The sequence below is a fragment of the Vibrio sp. RM-69-4 genome (assembly GCF_024743775.1).
In the GTDB taxonomy this organism is placed as follows: Bacteria; Pseudomonadota; Gammaproteobacteria; order Enterobacterales; family Vibrionaceae; genus Vibrio; species Vibrio anguillarum.
This window is the reverse complement of sequence record NZ_JAMQXI010000022.1, coordinates 1-19,581: the sequence shown is the minus strand read 5'-3', so window position 1 is coordinate 19,581 and position 19,581 is coordinate 1. Positions and strand designations below refer to the sequence as shown.

Sequence of the window (19,581 nt, the reverse complement as noted above, 5' to 3'; positions counted from 1 at the left end):
TTATTTGCTCGTACTGTTACGGTTTTTTTTGATATAAGTGCCAATATAGTACGACGCAATTTAGAACTTTCGGCTTATGTACAAAATTCTGAGACTGATCCAAGAGAACCAACAAATCACTAGCCACGATGATTTGGAAAATGTACTCAATAGGCTCAATAACTTAATTGATCATGAATTTTTCCTCTTTGGCCTCTCTTTTCAACCCACGTTAAAAACCAGTGAAACGCTTGTCACGGACAATTACCCCAATTGCTGGCGACAGCAATATGATGAATCAGGCTTCATGCATATCGATCCAATTGTCAAATACAGTATTACCAATTTTTTGCCCATTCACTGGGATGACGCTAAGCGGGTCAATGATGATGGACGAGTCATTTTCGAAGAGGCGCGTTGCAATGGACTCAAAGCGGGATTTAGCATTCCAATCCATGGGCTTAGGGGGGAATTTGGCATGGTAAGTTTTGCAACCTCAGATACCAAGTCTTACGATTTGAATCAACAAAGTATCCATACCTCACAGCTCATTGTACCGTTACTGGCTCATAATATTGGCAACATCACCCGTTACCATAAAGACGCAAAACCGAGAGCGGTGCTCACCGCACGTGAAGTACAATGCTTAGCTTGGGCGGCCGAAGGCAAAAGCGCTTGGGAAATTGCCACGATTATTAATACGTCAGAACGTACCGTGAAGTTCCATTTCAGTAATGCTTGTAAAAAGCTTGGCGCGACGAATCGCTACCAAGCGATCACTAAAGCTATTTTAGGTGGCTATATCAATCCCTATTTATAAGGCTTATGCATTGACACTTGCACGATATGCTTCATTCATTGGAATATGCAAAGCGACAGAACGTGTACTTCCCAAAAGATGCACTTTTTTATCACCGAGTCTTTCGCATGGGATCCCCATCCGCTTAATCAATTTTTCCACACTGGCCGATGTGACCGTTACATAGGCATTGATGTGATATTGCTGGGCGTGATGATACAGCGACTGAAACATCTGCAGCGTAACATTACTCACGCCGCCCAATTGCGCCGAATGATCTTTATCGACCGCAAAACGACTCAGCTCATAAATCTCCTTTGCTTTGGGTGCTTGCTGCACACCGAGTAATTCCGAAAAAGTATCTTTAAGCATATAACGCGACGTCGTTGGCAAAATTCGCCAACACCCCACTAAATGACCCTGTTCCTCTTTGGCATACAAATAGTGTGCTTCTGGAACGTCGTACTCATCAGTCTCCATTCCTCGATTTGTTTTTAGCTCCCACTGCAAGCGTTGCGAAAAAACTTTATAGCGTAACTTCAGCAATGACACATAATCAGCTTGAGGGACACTTTGAAAGGTATGTGAATAAATTGAAATAGTCATGTGACTTCTCCTTAGGTTATTGGAGAAATCACGCTAAACAATCTCATCAGAGATAGAACCTGTTCGATCGAACAGTTACGTCGAAATACTGTTTAAACTATTATTAACGCAACTGAATAACTAACGCTCAGTTGGCTCAATAAGGTACAACATAAAGTAAATAACTCGTACCGCTCGGCTTTAAAAATCCTCTTAGGCAACTAAGAGGATTTTTTATATCTGCTGCATTCAAAATAATATTGCAGTTTGGTTAACGCTTTGTTATTTATGATTCCGTTAATAAAAAACAAGGATTCCCCAATGAGTAGTGGCCAACGTGCAATAACTTTGCGTTTTTTAGCAGAGCCCGGTGATGTGAATTTCGGTGGTAAAGTCCACGGTGGCGCTGTCATGAAATGGATAGATCTAGCGGCCTATGCGTGCTCTGCAGGCTGGAGTGGTAAATATTGCATCACCGCTTATGCGGGAGGGATCCGCTTTGTCGCTCCTATCCACGTAGGGAACCTCGTTGAAGTCAGCGCAAAAGTCATTTATACGGGAACGAGCTCAATGCATATTGCCATTGATGTGCAAGCGAGCGATCCAAAAGAGTTGAAAAACCAGCTGACTACCCATTGTATTGTCATCATGGTGGCTGTCGATGGGCAAGGCAAGCCCACCCCTATACCCGAATGGGTGCCGCAAACAGCAGAAGATATTGCCCTACGCCAATCAGCGATACGCTTAATGAACATGCGTAAAGAGATAGGAGAAGAGATGGAAGCTCACGTTAAGTACTTAAAATAACCACCCATGATACGCTCAGTTGTCATTTTTTCTTCATCTTTATCTGCTTAAATCGAGCCCTCTGAAATTTTGCATCGATGATAGGAAAAGACTTTGACTCTCAGAGAGATTACCTTGAGCGAATCGACGTTAGTCGATCCAAAGTCAATTGAGTATCACTGGGTCCGAACGCTTTACGTTGAAGGTTACCAACCCCAAGAAATTAACCACTATATCCGTGCCTGCTTTGGCGGAGATGACACCTTCGCCGATTTGTTTCGCCGCGTTGCGCTGCAGCAAGAGAGCTTATATGTCCTTTTGCAATACTTAGGCTGCGCCCCTTCTAGCCGTGAGTTCTAATTTTTTAGCCTTCCTTTACGACGTTACACAAAGATTTCAGATGTGGGTCGCATCCAAACACCATTTCACTTTTGAGACATTCAATTCATCATATACTGCATGCGCGTTACCAATAGCACCCTTTAGTACAGGTATAAAAAAACCCAAGCAATGCTCGGGTCTTGGTTACAAAAACTGTTAGTTTGTTGGATAGTAAGGAATAAAGCTAACAGCCAGCTATGCGTAACGCCAGATTTGCATATTACTTAACTGATCGGCGGCCAAACCAAATACGTTAAGCTAATACAATATGGGCGACCTCACGGTCGCCCTATCGTTATTATCCTTTCACACCACCGGCCGTAAGTCCTCCGACTAACCAGCGCTGTGCAAGCAAAAATACGACAGTGATAGGTAAAGCAGACAACACTGCTGCTGCTGCAAAATCTCCCCACAAATAGTTCTGAGGATAAAGATACTGCTGCATACCCACCGCTAATGTATATGAGTTTACATCAGAAAGTAGCAAAGATGCCACTGGTACTTCACCAACCACCCCAATAAACGAGAGAATAAACACAACCGCAAGAATCGGCACAGAGAGTGGTAGCAGCACCAGTCTAAAGGCTTGCCATGGTGTAGCTCCATCTAAAGCAGCTGCTTCTTCTAATGAGTTATCTATCGTTTCAAAATAGCCTTTGATCGTCCATACGTGCAGTGCGATACCACCTAGGTAGGAGAAAATTAAACCACCATGCGTATTTAAGCCAAGAAATGGGATGTATTGACCTAATTTGTCAAACAGTGCATACATCGCAACCAGTGCCAGTACCGCTGGGAACATTTGAAAAATCATCATCGCTTTTAGGATGGTGTCTTTACCTTTAAAACGCATGCGCGCAAAGGCATAAGCAGACGTTGTCGATAGGGCCACAATGAGCACTGAAGTAATGCCTGCTACTTTCACTGAATTCCATAACCAAGTCAGAACCGGAAATGGCGGCGGTGTAACAGAGCCATCAGCATTAGTGACAGCAAAACCTAATGCCAATTTCCAGTGTTCTAGAGATGGGTTATCTGGGATCAAACTGCCCGTGGCAAAGTTCCCTTCACGAAATGAAATCGCAATGACCATCAATAGTGGAAAAATGATCAGCGATAAAAATGCCCACAGAGCAACATGAGTCGCCCATAAGCGATATTTGAGAGATTGACCTTGTACCATCGCCATAACGATTACTCCTTAATTCTGTGACAGCTTCGTAAAACGTAAGTTGAGTAGTGCTAACCCACCAACCAGTAAGAAGATCAAGGTTGCGATGGCACTAGCCAAACCGAAGTCTTGACCACCAGCTCCTTCAAACGCAATACGATAGGTATAGCTTACGAGTAAATCGGTGTAGCCGGCTGGCTCTGAAGTACCAATCATATTCGGGCCACCTTGTGTCAGAAGTTGAATCATCACAAAGTTGTTAAAGTTAAACGCAAAGCTCGCAATAAGTAACGGAGTCATTGGTTTGATCATGAGCGGCAATGTGATGCGGGTGAAGTTGTGTAAAAAACCTGCACCATCAATCGCCGATGCTTCATATAAATCCTCTGGAATCGCTTTCAAAAGACCCATACACAAAATCATCATGTAAGGAAAACCAAGCCAAGTATTGACGATCAGCACCATACTTTTAGCGAGAAAGGGGTCTGAGAACCAGCTAGGACTAATGCCAAAAATACTGTTGAGCACCATATTGATCTCACCAAAGCTTTGGTTGAACAAGCCTTTGAAGATCAAAATAGAAATAAAGGCAGGAACAGCATAAGGCAGGATTAATAGCACTCGGTAAACGGCGCGACCTTTAAGCTCTTCCCATTGCACGACACTGGCTAGCACCAAACCAATCATGAGAGTAAAAATCACGGTTAAGGTAGAGAAAACGACCGTCCAGATAAAGATATTGATGAAAGGCTCTTTAATACCGTCATCTTTCCATACACGCTCAAAGTTATGTGTGCCAATTTTCACCACAAAACCAGGCGATACTGTCGCACCGATAAATTGACCACTTTCGTCCACTGGTTGATAAAAGCCAACATCCATATTCGGCCGTAGTATTTCGCCTGTTTGATTATTGACCAGCGTTTCGCCATCATCTTGCATGGTGTAAAGCGGCGATACGGCGGCAAACTTGCGCAAGCCACTCATGCGTACATCTTCACCACTAGGGAAATGCAGATCAATTGAGCTCAACGTAGCACGGTGATTAATAATGGTTTTAATCGGCTCTTTGGTGCCCTCAATACCCTCAATAGGTTGAAGGTCCATATCGGTCACCGATAAGCCATTTAAGGAAAACACGTCGGTAGCGAGCGTCTGCTCTCCATCTTCGATTGCAATTCGATAACCACTTTCCGTTTTGTATAGAGTGAAAGGATAACTTTCCCCGCCCTGATAAGTTCGATCCAACAGCACGGTTTGTGCACGTTCTAAAGAGAGTTGGTTTTTAGCACTGTAGTTAGTAAAAGCCAGACCAACGGTGTAGGCCAAAGGAAAGAGGATGAATAAGATCATTCCCGCGATACCCGGATAAATATAGCGGTGTGCGTAAGTATGTTTACTGCCGAAAATATAAAGGGCCAGAGCGGTAAGAATGAGAGTAAGCAGCGCAAAGGCGAGCTCACCGCGAGAATACATAAGAATAGTGGCGTAACCGTTAACGATACCAACCGTACCTAATAATGCCCATTTAATGAGCACATTTTTACTGGAAGGAAGTGCCGTTTCGGGTGCTGACAAAACATCTGTACCTTGAATTGACTGCATAGAAGAACCTGCTAGCGATATAAACGTAAAATGAAGGAGAGGTTACCCTCTCCTTAAGGGCTGGACCAAAACCGAATTATTTAGTCATTTGTTTTTCTGCATCAGCCAGTGCGGCATCGACAGTTTGGCGGCCATCTACAATATTGATAATTGCACTTTTCGCGCTGCCCCAAAATGCATTCATCTGAGGGATGTTCGGCATAATTTCGCCATTCATTGCGTTATCCATTGTCGCGGCGATGCGTGTATCTGCATCAAGCTCACGTTGGAAAGAGTTAAGAGCCACCGCGCCAAGAGGTTTGTCATTATTGACCATGCGCAGACCATCATTGGTGAGTAAGTAGTTTTCGATAAACTCAATCGCGAGATCTTTATTTGGAGAAGCGGTGCTGATACCAGCCGTCAATACGCCCACGAACGGCTTGGAAGATTGCCCGTTAAATTTCGGTAATGTCGTCACACCGTAGTTAATGCCTGATTTTTCAATGTTGCCCCAAGCCCACGGACCGTTGATCGTCATTGCCGTTTTACCTTGGTTAAACGCAGCTTCAGAAACAGAGTAGTCCATATCCGGAGAGATCACGCCTTTGTCCACTAAGCCTTTCACGAAGTTCATCGCGTCTTTTACGCCTTTATTCGCGATACCCGCATCTTTCACATCATAACCATCAATCGTGTATTTGAATGCGTAACCGCCATCAGCCGCCATAAGAGGCCATGTGAAATACGGTTCTTTCAAGTTCCACATGATGGCCGTTTTGCCCTCTTTCTTAAGTTTGGCGTTCAACGCTTCCACTTCTTCCCAGCTTTTCGGTGGGTTTGGCACAAGATCTTTGTTATAGATGAGAGACAAGGATTCTACCGCGACTGGGTAGCCGATGATTTTACCGTTGTATTTCACCGCATCCCAGGCAAAATCCACGATACCCTCTTGAATCGCTTTTGAAGGTTTAATTTCAGCCAGCAAGCCAGCTTCTGCATAACCACCAAAACGGTCATGAGCCCAGAACACAATATCAGGTCCATCACCCGTTGCTGCGGTTTGTGGGAATTTATCTTGAAGTGCGTCAGGGTGAGCCACGGTCACTTTGATACCCGTGTCCGCCTCAAATTTCTTACCCACTTCAGCCAAACCGTTATAGCCTTTATCACCATTAATCCAAATGGTGAGTTGTCCTTCTTCAATAGCAGCATGTGCACCAAACGAACCAAGAGCAACTAGAGTACTTAGCGCGACTGTGCTTAGGGCGTTTTTCATGTTCATATCCTTTTTATTTTTGTGTTGTAGGGCTCACCAACAGGTTTCGCCGTATTTCGTCATATATAATCAGAGAAAACCTAACTTGACTCATCCTCCTACGCCCTACGCCCTCGATATTATGGACTATTTTCGTGATCATCATCGCTCAAGGTTAGAGAGCTCAATCACAAAAAAATACCTTTTTGTGACATGCTTCCACTTAACAGCCATTAATTATTTGAACTGGATCTAACTCAGCCCTTAAACCCCTCCTCCATCGCATCCATCGCTACTCCCCCCTATAAAAAACTCAATTAGGAGGATGTATCAAACACACACATCACACAAAATACAGTCATCCCAGAGTGGATAGTAAGAGCCTTTTCCAGTAACTCGTCGTTTACTGGCTTACATCGCTAGATTGGTTTGCTGTCATAAATGAGCGTTCGTGGTAATTGATTTTATAACGGGGGAGACGCTCAATGTGCAGGGGAAGTGAACTAAATCATTGGCATGGATGGGTGATGCTTTCTTCAAACTCCCTTAATTTGAAGACATCACCCTTTTTCTTACATTATTAACCACCTTACCCAATTCCTGCTGTCATTGCCTGCAAGAAAACTCATATAATGATGGGCAGTGATTTATAAAAAATATTGATCGAGGACGAGCTCTATGGCGAGTGTCACGTTAAAAAATGTATGTAAAGCATACGGTGATGTATTAATTTCTAAAAATGTCGACTTAGAAATTCAAGAAGGCGAATTTGTCGTCTTTGTCGGTCCATCAGGTTGTGGGAAATCCACCCTACTGCGTTGCATAGCAGGCCTAGAAGATATCACCTCGGGTGACTTGTTTATTGGCGATAAGCGAATGAATGATGTTGAACCTTCTAAACGTGGCGTCGGCATGGTATTTCAATCCTATGCGCTCTACCCGCACCTTAATCTTTTCGACAACATGTCTTTTGGCCTAAAGTTGGCCAAAGCCGATAAAAAGGAGATCGAGCAACGTGTTGAGCACGCCGCCGATATTCTCCAGCTCAGCCATTTGCTTGAACGTCAACCTAAGTCTCTTTCAGGTGGCCAACGTCAGCGTGTCGCGATTGGGCGTACTTTAGTCTCACAACCGAATGTATTTTTGCTTGATGAGCCGCTGTCTAACCTAGATGCAGCGCTGCGCGTACAGATGCGTTCAGAGATAACCAAACTGCAACGCAAATTGGGCTGCACTATGATTTACGTTACCCATGACCAAGTCGAAGCAATGACAATGGCTGACAAAATCGTGGTCTTGGATGCTGGTTTCGTATCACAAGTAGGCAAACCACTTGAGTTGTATCATTACCCAGAAAATCGTTTCGTCGCAGGCTTCATCGGTTCTCCTAAAATGAACTTCATGAGCGTATTCATCGAAGATGTCGAAGCCGAACGTGTGAAAGTTCAACTCTCTAATGGAACCTCATTTTGGATTTTGGTCGATGGCACCACGATCACTCGCGGCGAGCGTATGTCATTAGGTGTGCGTCCAGAGCACTTGCTGAGCGCTGAAGATGGTGACGCGAAAATTGAAGGCAAAGTGATGATGGTTGAGAAACTCGGCAATGAGACACAAGTCTACATGAACTTGAAAGGCTCTGATTCTGATGTAATTTACCGCCAGCCTGATACTTTGGGCGTTGAAACAGGTGATACATTGACAATTGGTATTCCTGGGCATCGCTGCCACCTCTTCCACAGCGATGGACGTGCATGCCGCCGCCTTTACAAAGAAAAAGGCATCGAAGCCGAATAAAAAGAAATTCAGTTAAGAAAATAAGACAGCCCCTATCAAAGGGGCTGTCTTATTTAAAAATAAATAAAATTTAATTAAACTCTTCAATACCAATATTATCTTTTGCCCATAATAATGCCTGAAGTCTATTTTTAGCATTTATCTTTTTAAATACATTATGTAAATGTGTTTTTACTGTATTTTCACTTACAAACAACTCATCTGCAATTTGCATATTAGATGCACCACAGCCAAGTAGCTTAATTATTTGCTGCTCTCTTTTCGTTAATTTAGCATAAGCTTGAGAGGTAATAGATGAATTACCTGCACGATAATGCTGTATATATTCCTGAGCCAATTTTCGATTAAACCACATTTCATCATCAAGCACTTTTTCCATGCCCTTAACTAAAGATTCAAGCTGATCATTGGTATAAAATACACCCACAAGATTCTGCCATTTAAAGAGCATTTTAGGTTCAATATCTAGCGGGCAATTAATAAGCACTTCTTTTGCATCAGGGCAGGATAAGCGTTTAAATGCTGAGTAATCAGCAAAATTATTTTCATCAACGCGAGAATAGTCGATGATAACCAATTGAATTTTATAGGATGATAGACTGTTATCATTCATCCACGTATCGCAAAGCGGAGAGATATCAATACTAATCGGCAACTTTGACTCTAGCGAATCTTTAAGTAAGCGAGACTGCATACAAACATCAGAAAGCAATCGAACGTTAATTTTTTTTTCTTCACTCATTTTAAACTCCTAGATCATACCGCTCACTTGATAAAACTAACGTTAAGCGACTATAAGTCAATATCTCAAAATAACCCGCTCTCATTTTAATAAAAAACCTAATGAATAAATCCATTTAATTCATGAAGTTATTGTGCTTTCTTATTTATGAGAACAAATGACTGTTTTATTTATATACCTTACTACTTGAAGTAGTTTGGGTGTAGTAGGCCATTCTATAAAAGGTAATGGAATAAAAAAGATAAAGAATCGAGTGTCATTCCTAACGAATGAAAAGCACCACGCACTTCTGGTGTTAAGAAAAAGCGTGGCACTCACTGCTCATTGACTATTACTTTAAAAATCAACATCGATGAGAAAAGCACCCTATTGAGGCTAGGTCCGATATAGAACTTTTACAACATGCCAACCAAACTTGGTTTTCACCAAATGGGGTGTCAGTACCTCTCCAGTGAAACAGATTTTATCAAATTGAGGTACCATCTGCCCCTGACGAAACTCACCCAGATCGCCCCCTTTTTTACCCGAAGGGCAGGTAGAATATTTTCTGGCTAATGCTTGAAATTTCGCTCCTTTTTTTAACTGAGCGATAATATCTTCAGCTTGTTCTTTATGCTTCACTAAAATGTGAAGAGCCGCTGCCGTTCTTGCCATCATTTTTCTCAATAAATTTGCTACTGCAAATAGTGTAACGGATGCTTTTCAAGAGTCCAACCCCAATGTGAGAGTGCAAAAGATCAATAAACATACGGTTATACTGTTTATTTGCATTTAACGCATTGCCGTCAGTAAGAGATCGTTTAGTATTAAGCATAAGAAACAACGTTGAGTAAGGTGTTATGGCTAAAACCCCCAGTAAGGCAAACCAATCCCAAGGCATGTTGATGTTCACATTGAACACTCAGAAACAGCTTTTTGCTATCGGGACTCTGAAAGTACGAGAGATTGTCCCTTACATGCCAATGACACAAATCCCATATTCTCATCACCATGTGATCGGAACGGTGACTATCCGTAACTTGACGGTACCTGTCATTGATATGGCTGCCGCCATTGGCTTTAGAGCAATTCAACCTAGCGAATATAAACAATGCTACTTAATCGTGACGGACTGCCTGCGAACTGTAGTTGCGTTTATGGTACGTAGCATTGAGAAAATCATCGAGTGTGACTGGCGAACAATCGAGTCTTCACCTGCAGTGGCGGGAAAAGACGTTTTTATCACTGGCATAACCCGCTATCAAAAACAGATTGTGCAGTTACTTGACGTCGAATTATTACTTTCAAAAATTTATCCACAGTATGAATCAACTAAGATCCCGATGCTGACTGATATTGAACGTGAGCGATTAAAAGCATTGCGTATTTTACTGGTGGATGATTCATCTATTGCACGTAAACAATTGTCAGATGCCTTAGACAGTATCAACATCCCTTACCAAATCTGTAAAAATGGACTTGATGCCATTGAGCTGATGCGTCAAGACGCTCAACATCAACGTGCGATCGATTTGCTGGTCAGTGATATTGAAATGCCGGGCCTTGATGGATATGAACTGGCCTTTGAGGTTCAAAATGATCCAATGCTGAGCCATGCTTATTGTATTCTTCACACCTCGCTTTCCAGTGAGATCTGTTTGGATAGAGCTCACCAAGTCGGAGCCCACGAAGCTTTGGAAAAATTTAACGCGACAGAATTGATAGAAGCGATGCTGCGTGGCGCAAAAAAACTGGAACAACGTAAGGATACCGCTTAATCAAGCTTTGCTTGCACAAACAGAGCCTGAAGCGCTTCTCTATCTGATTTTTTCAGTTTACTTACTACAAGCTGATAAGAGCGTTCACATAATTCCTCTAACATCATCTGGTCAACATCTCCGTTTAACTTAACGGAGATCCAGTGTCTTTTATTCATATGATAACCAGGACGAATAGCGGAAAAGGCACTGGTCAGAACTTCACCATCTTCTGGAGTGCACTTCAATGTCACAAACGGCTCTTCTCTCGACTGAGAAGTATAGGCAAACATTTTACCGCGAATTTTGAAAACCAACGCGTCAGGACCAAACGGATAGCTACTTTCTACCTGAGGTAAAATATCCAAAAACGATTCAATATCATACATCTCCATCTATTACTCCTTGATTCAGTAACCAACTTATTTTAATCATTCAACGATTCAATATATAAAAAACCCCCTACTATGTCTGTCTGTTGTGTTTGATCTACATCAAGAATCGATTGTTCACCGTAAATAAAAATTCAACTTCAAACTTTAGTTGCATTTTTTTAGCGCATAACTTTGGGATATCCGCTAATCTTAGCGGTATGAATATCTGTGACTGTCTATTAATTTTACGATAATGACCAGCGACGACTTTAAGAGATCTACAGCCAATTTAAAAAAAGCAGTACCGTTGATGATGAAAAATCATGTGGCGGCGACACCTGCTAACTATGCACTTTGGTATACCTATGTTGACAACGCCATACCTCAACTCAATCGAGAACTCGATTCTGTATTGGAAAACTTTGGCCTTTGTCCTCCCGCGGCAAGCTCTCAACTCTATAACAGCTATGTCGCATCGCGCTCTGAAACCAGTTTAAGCACGCTACGCAACAACATTGAAGTGTTAGTCAATGAAGTCGCAAGTTCAATGTCAGATACCCTAACCGATACCAGCGAATTTGCCAGAGTGATTGATAAAAGTTTTAGTGAATTAGAACGAGTCGAAAACGATGATTTATCGATCGAAGAGGTGATGAAAGTGGTTCGCCAATTGGTCACTGAATCGCGAGATATTCGCCATTCAACTCAGTTTCTAAATGGTCAACTTAATAGTGCCAGTAAAGAAATTCATCGACTGAAAGAGCAGCTTGCCGAGGTGCAAAAAGAGGCTTTATTCGATGGATTGTCCGGTTTATATAACCGCCGTTCGTTCAATGATGATCTCTTTACCCTAATAAGCGCGCAGCAACCAATAAGCCTGATCTTATTAGATATCGATCACTTCAAATCTTTTAATGACAATTATGGCCACCTATTTGGTGACACCGTCATCAAAGGCATCGCTAAAAAGCTTCAGAGTAGCTGTCGAGATGGTATTACCGCCTACCGATTTGGCGGTGAAGAGTTCGTTTTAATTGTTCCAAATAAAACACTGCGCATTGCCAGACAGTTTGCAGAATCACTGCGCCGTTCGATAGAAAAAATGAGCGTGAAGGATCGCCGTTCAGGAAACCAAGTTGGTAATATTACCGCCTCTTTTGGTGTGACAGAATTACAACTAGGTGATACGTCCGAGTCTTTGATAGAAAGAACCGATAAACTGCTCTATGAAGCAAAACAATTAGGCCGCAACCGTGTTATGCCGCTTTAATCGCTTCAACCTCTTATGGCTTATGGGTAGCTGAAAAGCAATCACAAGTTCCATAAACCTCAATTTATGGATAGAAAAGTAAAAGGGGCACAACGCCCCATTTAATCCCAATACGCATCTATAACCTAAGCAAGGTTAAAACTGTAGTTTAAGTAATAGTCTTCACCATCTTTTGCGGTGTACTCCTTATCTTCACTACAAGCTTGAGGCTTACCCTTTTCATCACCTTTGACTAGGCTTACCCAGTGGCGCATTGCGGCGCTGGGCATTTCTTCCACCGATTGGGTAAATGTGGTACACGTTTCTAACTGAATATCATTAATCTCTATCAGTTCAACGCGCCCAGTCCCTTTAGTGCAGCCTAACATCACTTCAACATGGCTACCACTTCCATCACGGAACAAGATCGAACATGGTGACTCCTTTTCACCATTGAAGGCAACAAAATGTTTGGGGTGCTTCAAACCACTATGACGCCCATCCTTGAAATAAGCCAACACATGGCGGTAATCGATCACATAACTGGTCACATCTTGATGAGAGCCCGTCGCCAAAGGGAACAATCTATCGAGTAGTTGCTTCGCTCTACTCTGCTTTTCATTTTGTTGATTAGCACTGATAGTCTCGACGGCGAAGACGGCTTCAGCGATAAAGGGTTTATCTAGTTTTTGGATTTCTGTTTTATCGAATGTCAGCATATTCATCGTCTTTTCCTTATAGGTAACTCAACATTTTGTGTTCTAGAGCAATTATTCCAAACTTGCGTTTAACCTTTGTGCAAATTTGTGACCTTGCTTACTTGGTAGATTAACCAATTTTTTACTACAATTTCACAACAAAAATTTTACAGTGTGAATTTTACAAAATGGCCTTATCAAAAAGCTTAGTTCGTCAGTCACATTTCTTAGGGACAAAAGTCAGAAACTTAAGAAAGCGTAATCACCTAACGATGGAAGACTTATCGGCACGCTGTATTCGTATCAACCCAGAATACGCCCCCTCCGTTTCATACCTTTCGATGATTGAGCGTGGAAAACGGGTGCCTAGTGTTGATATGTTGGAGGTCATTGCCCAAGTTTTCCAAAAAGATCCCGCTTGGTTTTTAGATGATGAACCAGGTCAAACGGATATTACTCCTGACAAGGGTAACAGAGGTGGGATCAGCGGTATGGCTCTTGAACCTAGCTTTTTATTCTCAAATGATATTTTACAAATCGCAATCCCAGAGATGCTTTCCCAAACCGGGATCACTGGCAAACAGTTTGCTCATCTATTGATCCGTGCTCACCAAGAGAGTTTACAAAACCACTTCCCAGATCTTGAGCGAGCAGCAGAAGAAGTGGGTTTAAAACGCTTAAACTTAGCTGTTGAAGATCTTATCGACATCGCCAAAAGCCTTGGTTTGGTTATCCGCTGGGTCACAAGAACCCCGCAAGATGTTGTTGATGAGCTTGGTGTTAGCGCCAAACAACTTATTACCTCTTTTTTTGAACCACCATGCACGATCTACCTCAATGAAATTCTACGTGAGTACCCAACTCGCCTAAAGTACGACCTCGCGGTGTATATTGGCCACAATATTCTGCACAGCAAAGAGGGACTAAAAAGTGTCTTAACGGTTGGCCACACAAACAGTTGGGAAGAAACGCCTGATGCCACCGCCACCTGTGAATTAAATTCCCAAGATATCCTTCAGGCATGGCGAGATTTTGAATCGAGTTTTTTTGCTGGCGCACTGCTGTGCCCCAAAGTGCCTTATCGACAACTTCTTGATCGCAGCGGCTACGAAATCGATGTACATTTGAAAGCAGGGGTTTCTCCTTCTGTTGCGATGAGGCGCATGACGGTCGTGTCACCCTATCCGCATTGGCACTATTTCGATGCTTATGGTGAAGGCAAATTAAAAGCGGTTTATCGTGGCAATGGGATCCCTCTACCGTGGGGGAATATGCGTAAAGTGAATGACCCTTGCCAGCATTGGGCCGTGTTTAGACGTCTTTCAGAGCCGCAAAGTGGCAGCTCTGCGCAAATTTCGATTTTGAATGTAGGTGATGAGCCGAGAATATATTGCTGTGAATCCGTCAATATGATCGATCCAGCAGGCAATAATCGAGTGCTATGCGCAGGAATAGATTTGAATCCAGCCATCAATGCACAAGGTGGGGATGCTCACTCAATTGCTGAGGAGCTCAAAGCGTTATGCGTCAGCAACGGCGGAAGCTCTCTTATTCCAAGACATATTAAAAAAGATCTCACGACTATTGCTAAAATTCTTAATATTAATTGGATTGAACGCGGAATTGAAAATAATGCGCGCTTAATCTGCTCACGCGGTGCTGTCTGTCCAAGAAAACCAAGCTGCTATGAGAAATGTGCTGGCTAGTTGCAGAGCGTAAAAATAAAAAAAGCCAATCACAAAAAGTATGATTGGCTATTAATAAGTGTGAACAAAAATAAGGTTCACTAACAACGTCAGTTGGCTAGGTGACCCTCGGCTTAGAAGGGTCACTTACTATATAGCAGGATGCATGCCAACTTTAAAACTGCCAAAAAACACCTTATCTGTCTACTTTATGAGCGGTTTCATTACAACGTGTCGCATAATAAATTTGCATTTTGCAATTAAATTTCAAAATGCAAATCTGAATAAATAATTTAGTAGTACTGCTGCCTCTTTTCTTGATACATCCGCTCATCAGCCAGTTTCAACATCGCATCCACATTATCAAATTCTGGGCTAAATGCGGCTGCGCCTACACTGACATGTAGGTTAATTAAGTGCTGCTCATAAATGACTGGCGCATTACACAACGCACTTTTTATTTTGAGACTGATCCGCTCAATATCATCGTTGTCCGATACTCGAGACAGCAAAACCAGAAACTCATCACCGCCAATACGTGCAACTAAATCCGAAGAACGCAATACGCTTTTCACTCGCTCCGCACAAGCAATCAACACCTTGTCACCCGCCGCATGCCCATAGGTGTCATTGATCGATTTGAACTTATCAATATCAATGTTGAGGATGACAAAACCAGCCGATTGGTCCATTTTTATAGCCTGCTCAAAATATCGATCAAGCGTATACATGAAGTACCGACGGTTAGGAAGCTGAGTTAATTCATCATGAAGTGCTCTTTCATTAGCAATAGAGTACAAGCGATATATCGTAATAAACGCCGCAACCAACAAGATTAAGATCGGATAACCTAACAGCCGTACAATGTGAACCTGATACCAAGGCACTTGACCTAAAACATCGCTTTTCTGCGCAACAGCAATTTCCCAGCCGCCATAGGGAAAATGAACACTTTGTTTTGCAAAAGCTTTTGTGAACACCTCTTGTTCACCAAAAAATACCTCGCCTTCCGAACCAGTACTGTCTACCCCACGTATCGCCAAATTAAAGCGGTGAGTAAAACGTTCAACGCCAGTGGAAAGTAATAACGAATCTAAATCGATCACGACACTGCATACTCCCCAATATTGTTGGTTATCAGGAGGGTCAGTAAATATAGGAATCCGAGCAACAAGGCCTCGCCCACCTTGAACTAGGTTCACAGGGCCTGCAATGAAGATCTCTTGGATCTCCCTTGCTTTTAAGATCGTGGCCCATTGTTTGGGAACGGTACGGTAATCTAAGCCTATCGTTTTGTGATTTCCGCTCAATGGATAGGTGTAACGAATCACATCATCAGGCGCAAGCCCAATCACGCGCAAATGTCTACCTTCATGTAAAATATTAGCCGCAATCTTTTCCCAATCTTCGAACTGAGAATGGGCGTTAATCGCAATTAAACTGGTTAACCCATTTGCTACATAGATGTCAGACAAAATGGCAGCTTCTAACTGAGCTCGAATAATCGAAAGCTCTTCCTTTGCTCTGGTTTGAAGATTATCTCGGATAAAACTTCGTTGATTGAAATTGATAATTTCGATCAACCCTCCACAAAAAATGATGAAGGCAACGAGAAGCAAATTGACAGACCACTGTTTGCCTGAGATATGTCTCATGCAACTCTCCCTCACTAGCCTGTAGCGATCACTACATGTGTATGGTTTTACTTGCTCTATTTAGAATAGTGCTTCTTACTTAAGATTAACGTAATTAATGGGGGAATACCCAAATTAATTACAAATTTGTTGATATAACCAAATGAACTCGTAGCTTTTTGCTAACATAGCAATATTTTAATTCATCAATTTGCATAGCGTAAAAAGCACAATCAGCTAAACGCATTATCCTAACGACGGCTCAAAGCGGTCATTTTACGCACACTTGACACATCACCAACAATAATAAATCCATTAAATGCTAATGTTATTATGAATATTAGCTTAGAGGTGTGTTTTCATCATGTTATTAAAAAAGAGTGGCCTATTTCTGGGATTAGCTATTACATTGTGGTTGCCTGCCTCTGGCTATGCAGAGCCGGCGTCAACAACGAATAACACTTTTTCTGAATCTGCGGAGCTTATTCGTCAAACCTATGAAGAGCAACTTTTCACATTGCCGGCATTCAAAGAGGGGCACTATGGGTTACGGATGTATCGCCAAACTCTAGATCCTAAATATTCAGCAGCGGTGTGGAGTGATCTTGCTCGCGTAGCAAGCCGACTTAATCAATTTTCCGCAGAAGTTTCAACTGCTGAACAGGTTTTTCTCTACTCTGAGCAACGTTTGGCTGGATACCTCGATGACGAAGATGAACGCAGCCAATTACGCTATATCGCCACTAAACATATGCCAGAATACCTCTACTTAGGCGTCGACCTATTAGGCTCTATGGCCCGTGCCAACGAATATGGTTTGAAACATAAAGAAGATCAGCTTTTGCGCCAAGTGATCCGCCGTTATGATTTTACTAAGTACGCCACTGATGAAGAAATGATTAAAGCGTGGGCCGCACAACTTGCTAACCAAGTCTATTGGTTACGCCAGTTAGGTGAACAAGATGTCGTACAACCATTCATTGATAGCTTTAGGAAAACATACCCAGATTCTGCTGATAAAGCACTCTCCGCGCAACAATATGGCAATAAACTGTATGGCATGACACACATTATTTTTGCCGATTCGGAATACTATCAAAATCCCATTAAAGAGCAGCAGCATCAATGGATCTTCGACTACTTTCGCAATAATATCGATACCATTTTGCTAAGAGCGAAGGAAGATGTGGTTGCTGAAGTTGGGATCACTTTTCTACTCGCAGGTTTAGAAAAAGATCCTGTTGTAGAAAAAACTCGTCTCGCAATTCAACAAGCGATTGATAAAAAGAAAGGGATGATCCCCTCTACCTCAGGTGTGTTTGACCTTGCCGACGGAGAGCACCGCAATGTACTTGCCATTATGTTACTTGACTGGCAGAAAACCAACCAAGCGCCCACAGTGAAAAATAATCCTAAGGTATTTTCTAGCCTGCCTTATGGGCTCATCAGACAGTAGCAATAAGCGGGTTAAGCTGATTTAAGCTGGTTTGACGATACTGAGGATTTAAATAGCTTCGGGATAAGAATTCCGGTAAAAGTTGCCATCACAATCAAGCCCAATCCTACCATTTGTGTTGGCAAGTACTGCACATTAAAAAACAACTGTTGCCATAAAGCGGTAAAAAGCAAATTGGTAAAAATTAACGGAGCGAGCTGCGAGCCAGAGTGTGCCAGACGGTAGGCTTTGGCTCGAAAAATTTGAGTGTTGATGACTAATATAGAGACTCCGCTCAAGGCAATAACCACAGCTAACTGCTGCAAGCTGCCCCAGGTTTGTTGAAGTACATTCGCGTCCGAGGTAGGAAGAAATAACAAAGGTAGTAATAAGATTGATGCACACACAAACGTCCAAGCATTGATATCAATAGATCGCATATTACTTTTCGTCGCTCGATATAAGCTTAACTGCGATCCCGCATTCAGCGCTCCCGCAAGTAAACCGACCAATAACTCCATCCGTAAATGGATGCCCGAAACATCGCCAGCCAGCAGTAACACCCCGATAAATGTAATGGCCAAGCTCACAACCGTGCCTGCTTTCATCACTACACCAAATATTAATTTTTCTAACAAAGGAATAAACAGTGGACCAGTGCTAAACAATACAACACTTTCCACCAAAGAAAGATGCTGAAGTGAGTAAATAAAACAGAGCTGACAGCCTGCAATACATACTGAGCGAACCCACAGAGCCCGTTTCATACCTTTGGGAGGAAAACGGAAATGAGTTAAGCTCATTACTCCCAACAATATGAGCGCGGGGAGTAAAAATCGGAGAAAACTGAGACTTTGTAGCGGTATCTCATGTGCAAGAAACTTAGACAGTAGCCCTGTCAATGACAAGCTAAATGTGGAGGACAACATAAATAATGGAGCCAAAATTCGTGGGTTCATACAACTCTCCTCTAGTACAGCCATCATAGAACAATGACGAAAGGAAAAATAACGAGTAATATTAACCAAACCTGTAAGAGAAACTTACCAATGCGAAAACTACCTCCGCTCAAGTCACTCTCCTCATTTATTGCCGTAGCAGAAACAGGCAGCATGACAGATGCAGCAAAGCACCTTAATGTTAGTCATTCAGCCATCAGTCAATCAATAAAAGCATTAGAGAACCAGCTAAACCAGCCGCTATTCAATCGCGTTGGGCGTCACGTCGTACTCAATAATGCTGGTCAAAAATACTATCGGAGAATTGCGCCTGCTTTGGAGCAAATCGTTGAAGCAACTGAAGTGCTTATGAGAGATGAGCGCCATAACCGACTGACACTCAACATGGTCAACTCATTAGCGCTGCACTGGTGGATACCACGAGTTAACCGCTTTCAAGAGCACGCGCCACATATAGACGTGAGAATATCGAGTTTAACAGGCACTTTTTCTCTAACATCAGAGAACGTTGATATCGCGATTGTTCATGGTAAACAAGATGAGTGGCAAGACTACTATTGTGAGAAACTTGCCGAAGATGAATTGGTGCTGGTATGCAGCCCTGAACTCATAAAATCTGACCTCATAAAGCAAGGTGATAAGCAGACGCTTTCATCCATACTTAAATGCCACCCAGCGATTATCGCTGTGAACGAGCGCCGCAAAAAAGACTGGCAAATTTGGTGCGAT

19 protein-coding genes are annotated in these 19,581 nt (G+C 42.5%); 9 read left to right on the top strand and 10 right to left on the bottom strand.

What is annotated here, in order from left to right:
* Positions 1-76: 76 nt before the first annotated feature.
* A complete protein-coding gene (locus NB504_RS02605; protein WP_258428200.1) occupies positions 77-799 on the top strand; it encodes a LuxR family transcriptional regulator in 723 nt (240 codons plus the stop codon).
* Between the two features lie 3 nt (positions 800-802).
* On the opposite strand, the gene NB504_RS02600 is transcribed toward NB504_RS02605, so the two are convergent.
* Positions 803-1,384: an acyl-homoserine-lactone synthase gene (locus NB504_RS02600; RefSeq protein ID WP_013868065.1), complete on the bottom strand. Its 582-nt coding sequence runs from the start codon at positions 1,382-1,384 to the stop codon at positions 803-805.
* A gap of 300 nt (positions 1,385-1,684) precedes the next feature.
* Here NB504_RS02600 and NB504_RS02595 point away from each other — a divergent pair, with 300 nt between their 5' ends.
* Together NB504_RS02595 and NB504_RS02590 are read left to right on the top strand one after the other, a co-directional pair.
* On the top strand, positions 1,685-2,170 hold the full coding sequence (locus NB504_RS02595) for an acyl-CoA thioesterase (RefSeq protein ID WP_026027856.1): 486 nt from the start codon (positions 1,685-1,687) through the stop codon (positions 2,168-2,170).
* A 93-nt stretch (positions 2,171-2,263) separates the two neighbouring features.
* Positions 2,264-2,509, top strand: a complete 246-nt coding sequence (locus NB504_RS02590) for a hypothetical protein (RefSeq protein ID WP_017047197.1) — start codon at positions 2,264-2,266, stop codon at positions 2,507-2,509.
* 319 nt (positions 2,510-2,828) lie between these two features.
* Here the strand turns inward: NB504_RS02590 and malG are convergent, their stop codons facing one another.
* The 3 genes from malG to malE form a co-directional block, all read right to left on the bottom strand.
* Complete coding sequence (malG, locus tag NB504_RS02585; RefSeq protein ID WP_010317575.1) at positions 2,829-3,719, bottom strand: maltose ABC transporter permease MalG; 891 nt, start codon at positions 3,717-3,719, stop codon at positions 2,829-2,831.
* Positions 3,720-3,731: 12 nt separating this feature from the next.
* Positions 3,732-5,306, bottom strand: coding sequence for a maltose ABC transporter permease MalF (malF, locus tag NB504_RS02580; protein WP_258428199.1), 1,575 nt, complete (start codon positions 5,304-5,306; stop codon positions 3,732-3,734).
* 76 nt (positions 5,307-5,382) lie between these two features.
* The gene (gene malE, locus NB504_RS02575) at positions 5,383-6,564 is read right to left on the bottom strand and encodes a maltose/maltodextrin ABC transporter substrate-binding protein MalE (protein WP_026027705.1); all 1,182 of its coding nucleotides are present in this window, start codon (positions 6,562-6,564) and stop codon (positions 5,383-5,385) included.
* A gap of 657 nt (positions 6,565-7,221) precedes the next feature.
* Between malE and malK the strand changes: the two genes are divergently transcribed.
* Complete coding sequence (gene malK, locus NB504_RS02570; RefSeq protein ID WP_017045996.1) at positions 7,222-8,340, top strand: maltose/maltodextrin ABC transporter ATP-binding protein MalK; 1,119 nt, start codon at positions 7,222-7,224, stop codon at positions 8,338-8,340.
* A 70-nt stretch (positions 8,341-8,410) separates the two neighbouring features.
* Here the strand turns inward: malK and NB504_RS02565 are convergent, their stop codons facing one another.
* Both NB504_RS02565 and ppiC read right to left on the bottom strand, forming a co-directional pair.
* A complete protein-coding gene (locus tag NB504_RS02565; protein ID WP_013868071.1) occupies positions 8,411-9,082 on the bottom strand; it encodes a LuxR C-terminal-related transcriptional regulator in 672 nt (223 codons plus the stop codon).
* Positions 9,083-9,457: 375 nt separating this feature from the next.
* A complete protein-coding gene (gene ppiC, locus NB504_RS02560; RefSeq protein WP_064626450.1) occupies positions 9,458-9,736 on the bottom strand; it encodes a peptidylprolyl isomerase PpiC in 279 nt (92 codons plus the stop codon).
* Between the two features lie 185 nt (positions 9,737-9,921).
* Here ppiC and NB504_RS02555 point away from each other — a divergent pair, with 185 nt between their 5' ends.
* A complete protein-coding gene (locus NB504_RS02555) occupies positions 9,922-10,839 on the top strand; it encodes a chemotaxis protein (protein WP_019281245.1) in 918 nt (305 codons plus the stop codon).
* On the opposite strand, the gene NB504_RS02550 is transcribed toward NB504_RS02555, so the two are convergent.
* Positions 10,836-11,213, bottom strand: a complete 378-nt coding sequence (locus NB504_RS02550) for an MmcQ/YjbR family DNA-binding protein (protein WP_017045994.1) — start codon at positions 11,211-11,213, stop codon at positions 10,836-10,838. The genes NB504_RS02555 and NB504_RS02550 overlap by 4 nt on opposite strands.
* 232 nt (positions 11,214-11,445) lie before the next feature.
* Here NB504_RS02550 and NB504_RS02545 point away from each other — a divergent pair, with 232 nt between their 5' ends.
* A complete protein-coding gene (locus NB504_RS02545) occupies positions 11,446-12,462 on the top strand; it encodes a GGDEF domain-containing protein (RefSeq protein ID WP_017045993.1) in 1,017 nt (338 codons plus the stop codon).
* Between the two features lie 125 nt (positions 12,463-12,587).
* Here the strand turns inward: NB504_RS02545 and NB504_RS02540 are convergent, their stop codons facing one another.
* On the bottom strand, positions 12,588-13,166 hold the full coding sequence (locus tag NB504_RS02540) for a malate synthase (protein WP_013868075.1): 579 nt from the start codon (positions 13,164-13,166) through the stop codon (positions 12,588-12,590).
* Between the two features lie 161 nt (positions 13,167-13,327).
* Here NB504_RS02540 and NB504_RS02535 point away from each other — a divergent pair, with 161 nt between their 5' ends.
* Positions 13,328-14,845 carry a DUF3612 domain-containing protein gene (locus NB504_RS02535; protein WP_017047432.1) on the top strand — a complete coding sequence of 506 codons (1,518 nt, stop codon included), beginning with the start codon at positions 13,328-13,330 and terminating at the stop codon, positions 14,843-14,845.
* A 272-nt stretch (positions 14,846-15,117) separates the two neighbouring features.
* Here the strand turns inward: NB504_RS02535 and NB504_RS02530 are convergent, their stop codons facing one another.
* Positions 15,118-16,494 carry a diguanylate cyclase gene (locus NB504_RS02530; RefSeq protein WP_017045991.1) on the bottom strand — a complete coding sequence of 459 codons (1,377 nt, stop codon included), beginning with the start codon at positions 16,492-16,494 and terminating at the stop codon, positions 15,118-15,120.
* 328 nt (positions 16,495-16,822) lie between these two features.
* On the opposite strand from NB504_RS02530, the gene NB504_RS02525 reads away from it, so the two are divergent.
* A complete protein-coding gene (locus tag NB504_RS02525; RefSeq protein ID WP_094124469.1) occupies positions 16,823-17,914 on the top strand; it encodes a DUF3541 domain-containing protein in 1,092 nt (363 codons plus the stop codon).
* 11 nt (positions 17,915-17,925) lie between these two features.
* On the opposite strand, the gene NB504_RS02520 is transcribed toward NB504_RS02525, so the two are convergent.
* Positions 17,926-18,852 (bottom strand): DMT family transporter, encoded by a 927-nt coding sequence (locus tag NB504_RS02520; RefSeq protein WP_258428198.1) that lies wholly within the window; start codon positions 18,850-18,852, stop codon positions 17,926-17,928.
* Positions 18,853-18,942: 90 nt separating this feature from the next.
* Here NB504_RS02520 and NB504_RS02515 point away from each other — a divergent pair.
* Positions 18,943-19,581, top strand: a 639-nt coding sequence (locus NB504_RS02515) for a LysR family transcriptional regulator (RefSeq protein ID WP_258428197.1), incomplete at its 3' end; no start/stop codon positions are given.

Excerpts from the sequence above, each read along its gene's own strand:
- NB504_RS02605 (WP_258428200.1), top strand. The coding sequence starts at position 77 with ATGTACAAAATTCTGAGACTGATCCAAGAGAACCAACAAATCACTAGC.
- NB504_RS02600 (WP_013868065.1), bottom strand. The coding sequence starts at position 1,384 with ATGACTATTTCAATTTATTCACATACCTTTCAAAGTGTCCCTCAAGCT.
- NB504_RS02595 (WP_026027856.1), top strand. The coding sequence starts at position 1,685 with ATGAGTAGTGGCCAACGTGCAATAACTTTGCGTTTTTTAGCAGAGCCC.
- malG (WP_010317575.1), bottom strand. The coding sequence starts at position 3,719 with ATGGCGATGGTACAAGGTCAATCTCTCAAATATCGCTTATGGGCGACT.
- malF (WP_258428199.1), bottom strand. The coding sequence starts at position 5,306 with ATGCAGTCAATTCAAGGTACAGATGTTTTGTCAGCACCCGAAACGGCA.
- malE (WP_026027705.1), bottom strand. The coding sequence starts at position 6,564 with ATGAAAAACGCCCTAAGCACAGTCGCGCTAAGTACTCTAGTTGCTCTT.
- malK (WP_017045996.1), top strand. The coding sequence starts at position 7,222 with ATGGCGAGTGTCACGTTAAAAAATGTATGTAAAGCATACGGTGATGTA.
- NB504_RS02565 (WP_013868071.1), bottom strand. The coding sequence starts at position 9,082 with ATGAGTGAAGAAAAAAAAATTAACGTTCGATTGCTTTCTGATGTTTGT.
- ppiC (WP_064626450.1), bottom strand. The coding sequence starts at position 9,736 with ATGGCAAGAACGGCAGCGGCTCTTCACATTTTAGTGAAGCATAAAGAA.
- NB504_RS02555 (WP_019281245.1), top strand. The coding sequence starts at position 9,922 with ATGGCTAAAACCCCCAGTAAGGCAAACCAATCCCAAGGCATGTTGATG.
- NB504_RS02550 (WP_017045994.1), bottom strand. The coding sequence starts at position 11,213 with ATGGAGATGTATGATATTGAATCGTTTTTGGATATTTTACCTCAGGTA.
- NB504_RS02545 (WP_017045993.1), top strand. The coding sequence starts at position 11,446 with ATGACCAGCGACGACTTTAAGAGATCTACAGCCAATTTAAAAAAAGCA.
- NB504_RS02540 (WP_013868075.1), bottom strand. The coding sequence starts at position 13,166 with ATGAATATGCTGACATTCGATAAAACAGAAATCCAAAAACTAGATAAA.
- NB504_RS02535 (WP_017047432.1), top strand. The coding sequence starts at position 13,328 with ATGGCCTTATCAAAAAGCTTAGTTCGTCAGTCACATTTCTTAGGGACA.
- NB504_RS02525 (WP_094124469.1), top strand. The coding sequence starts at position 16,823 with ATGTTATTAAAAAAGAGTGGCCTATTTCTGGGATTAGCTATTACATTG.
- NB504_RS02520 (WP_258428198.1), bottom strand. The coding sequence starts at position 18,852 with ATGAACCCACGAATTTTGGCTCCATTATTTATGTTGTCCTCCACATTT.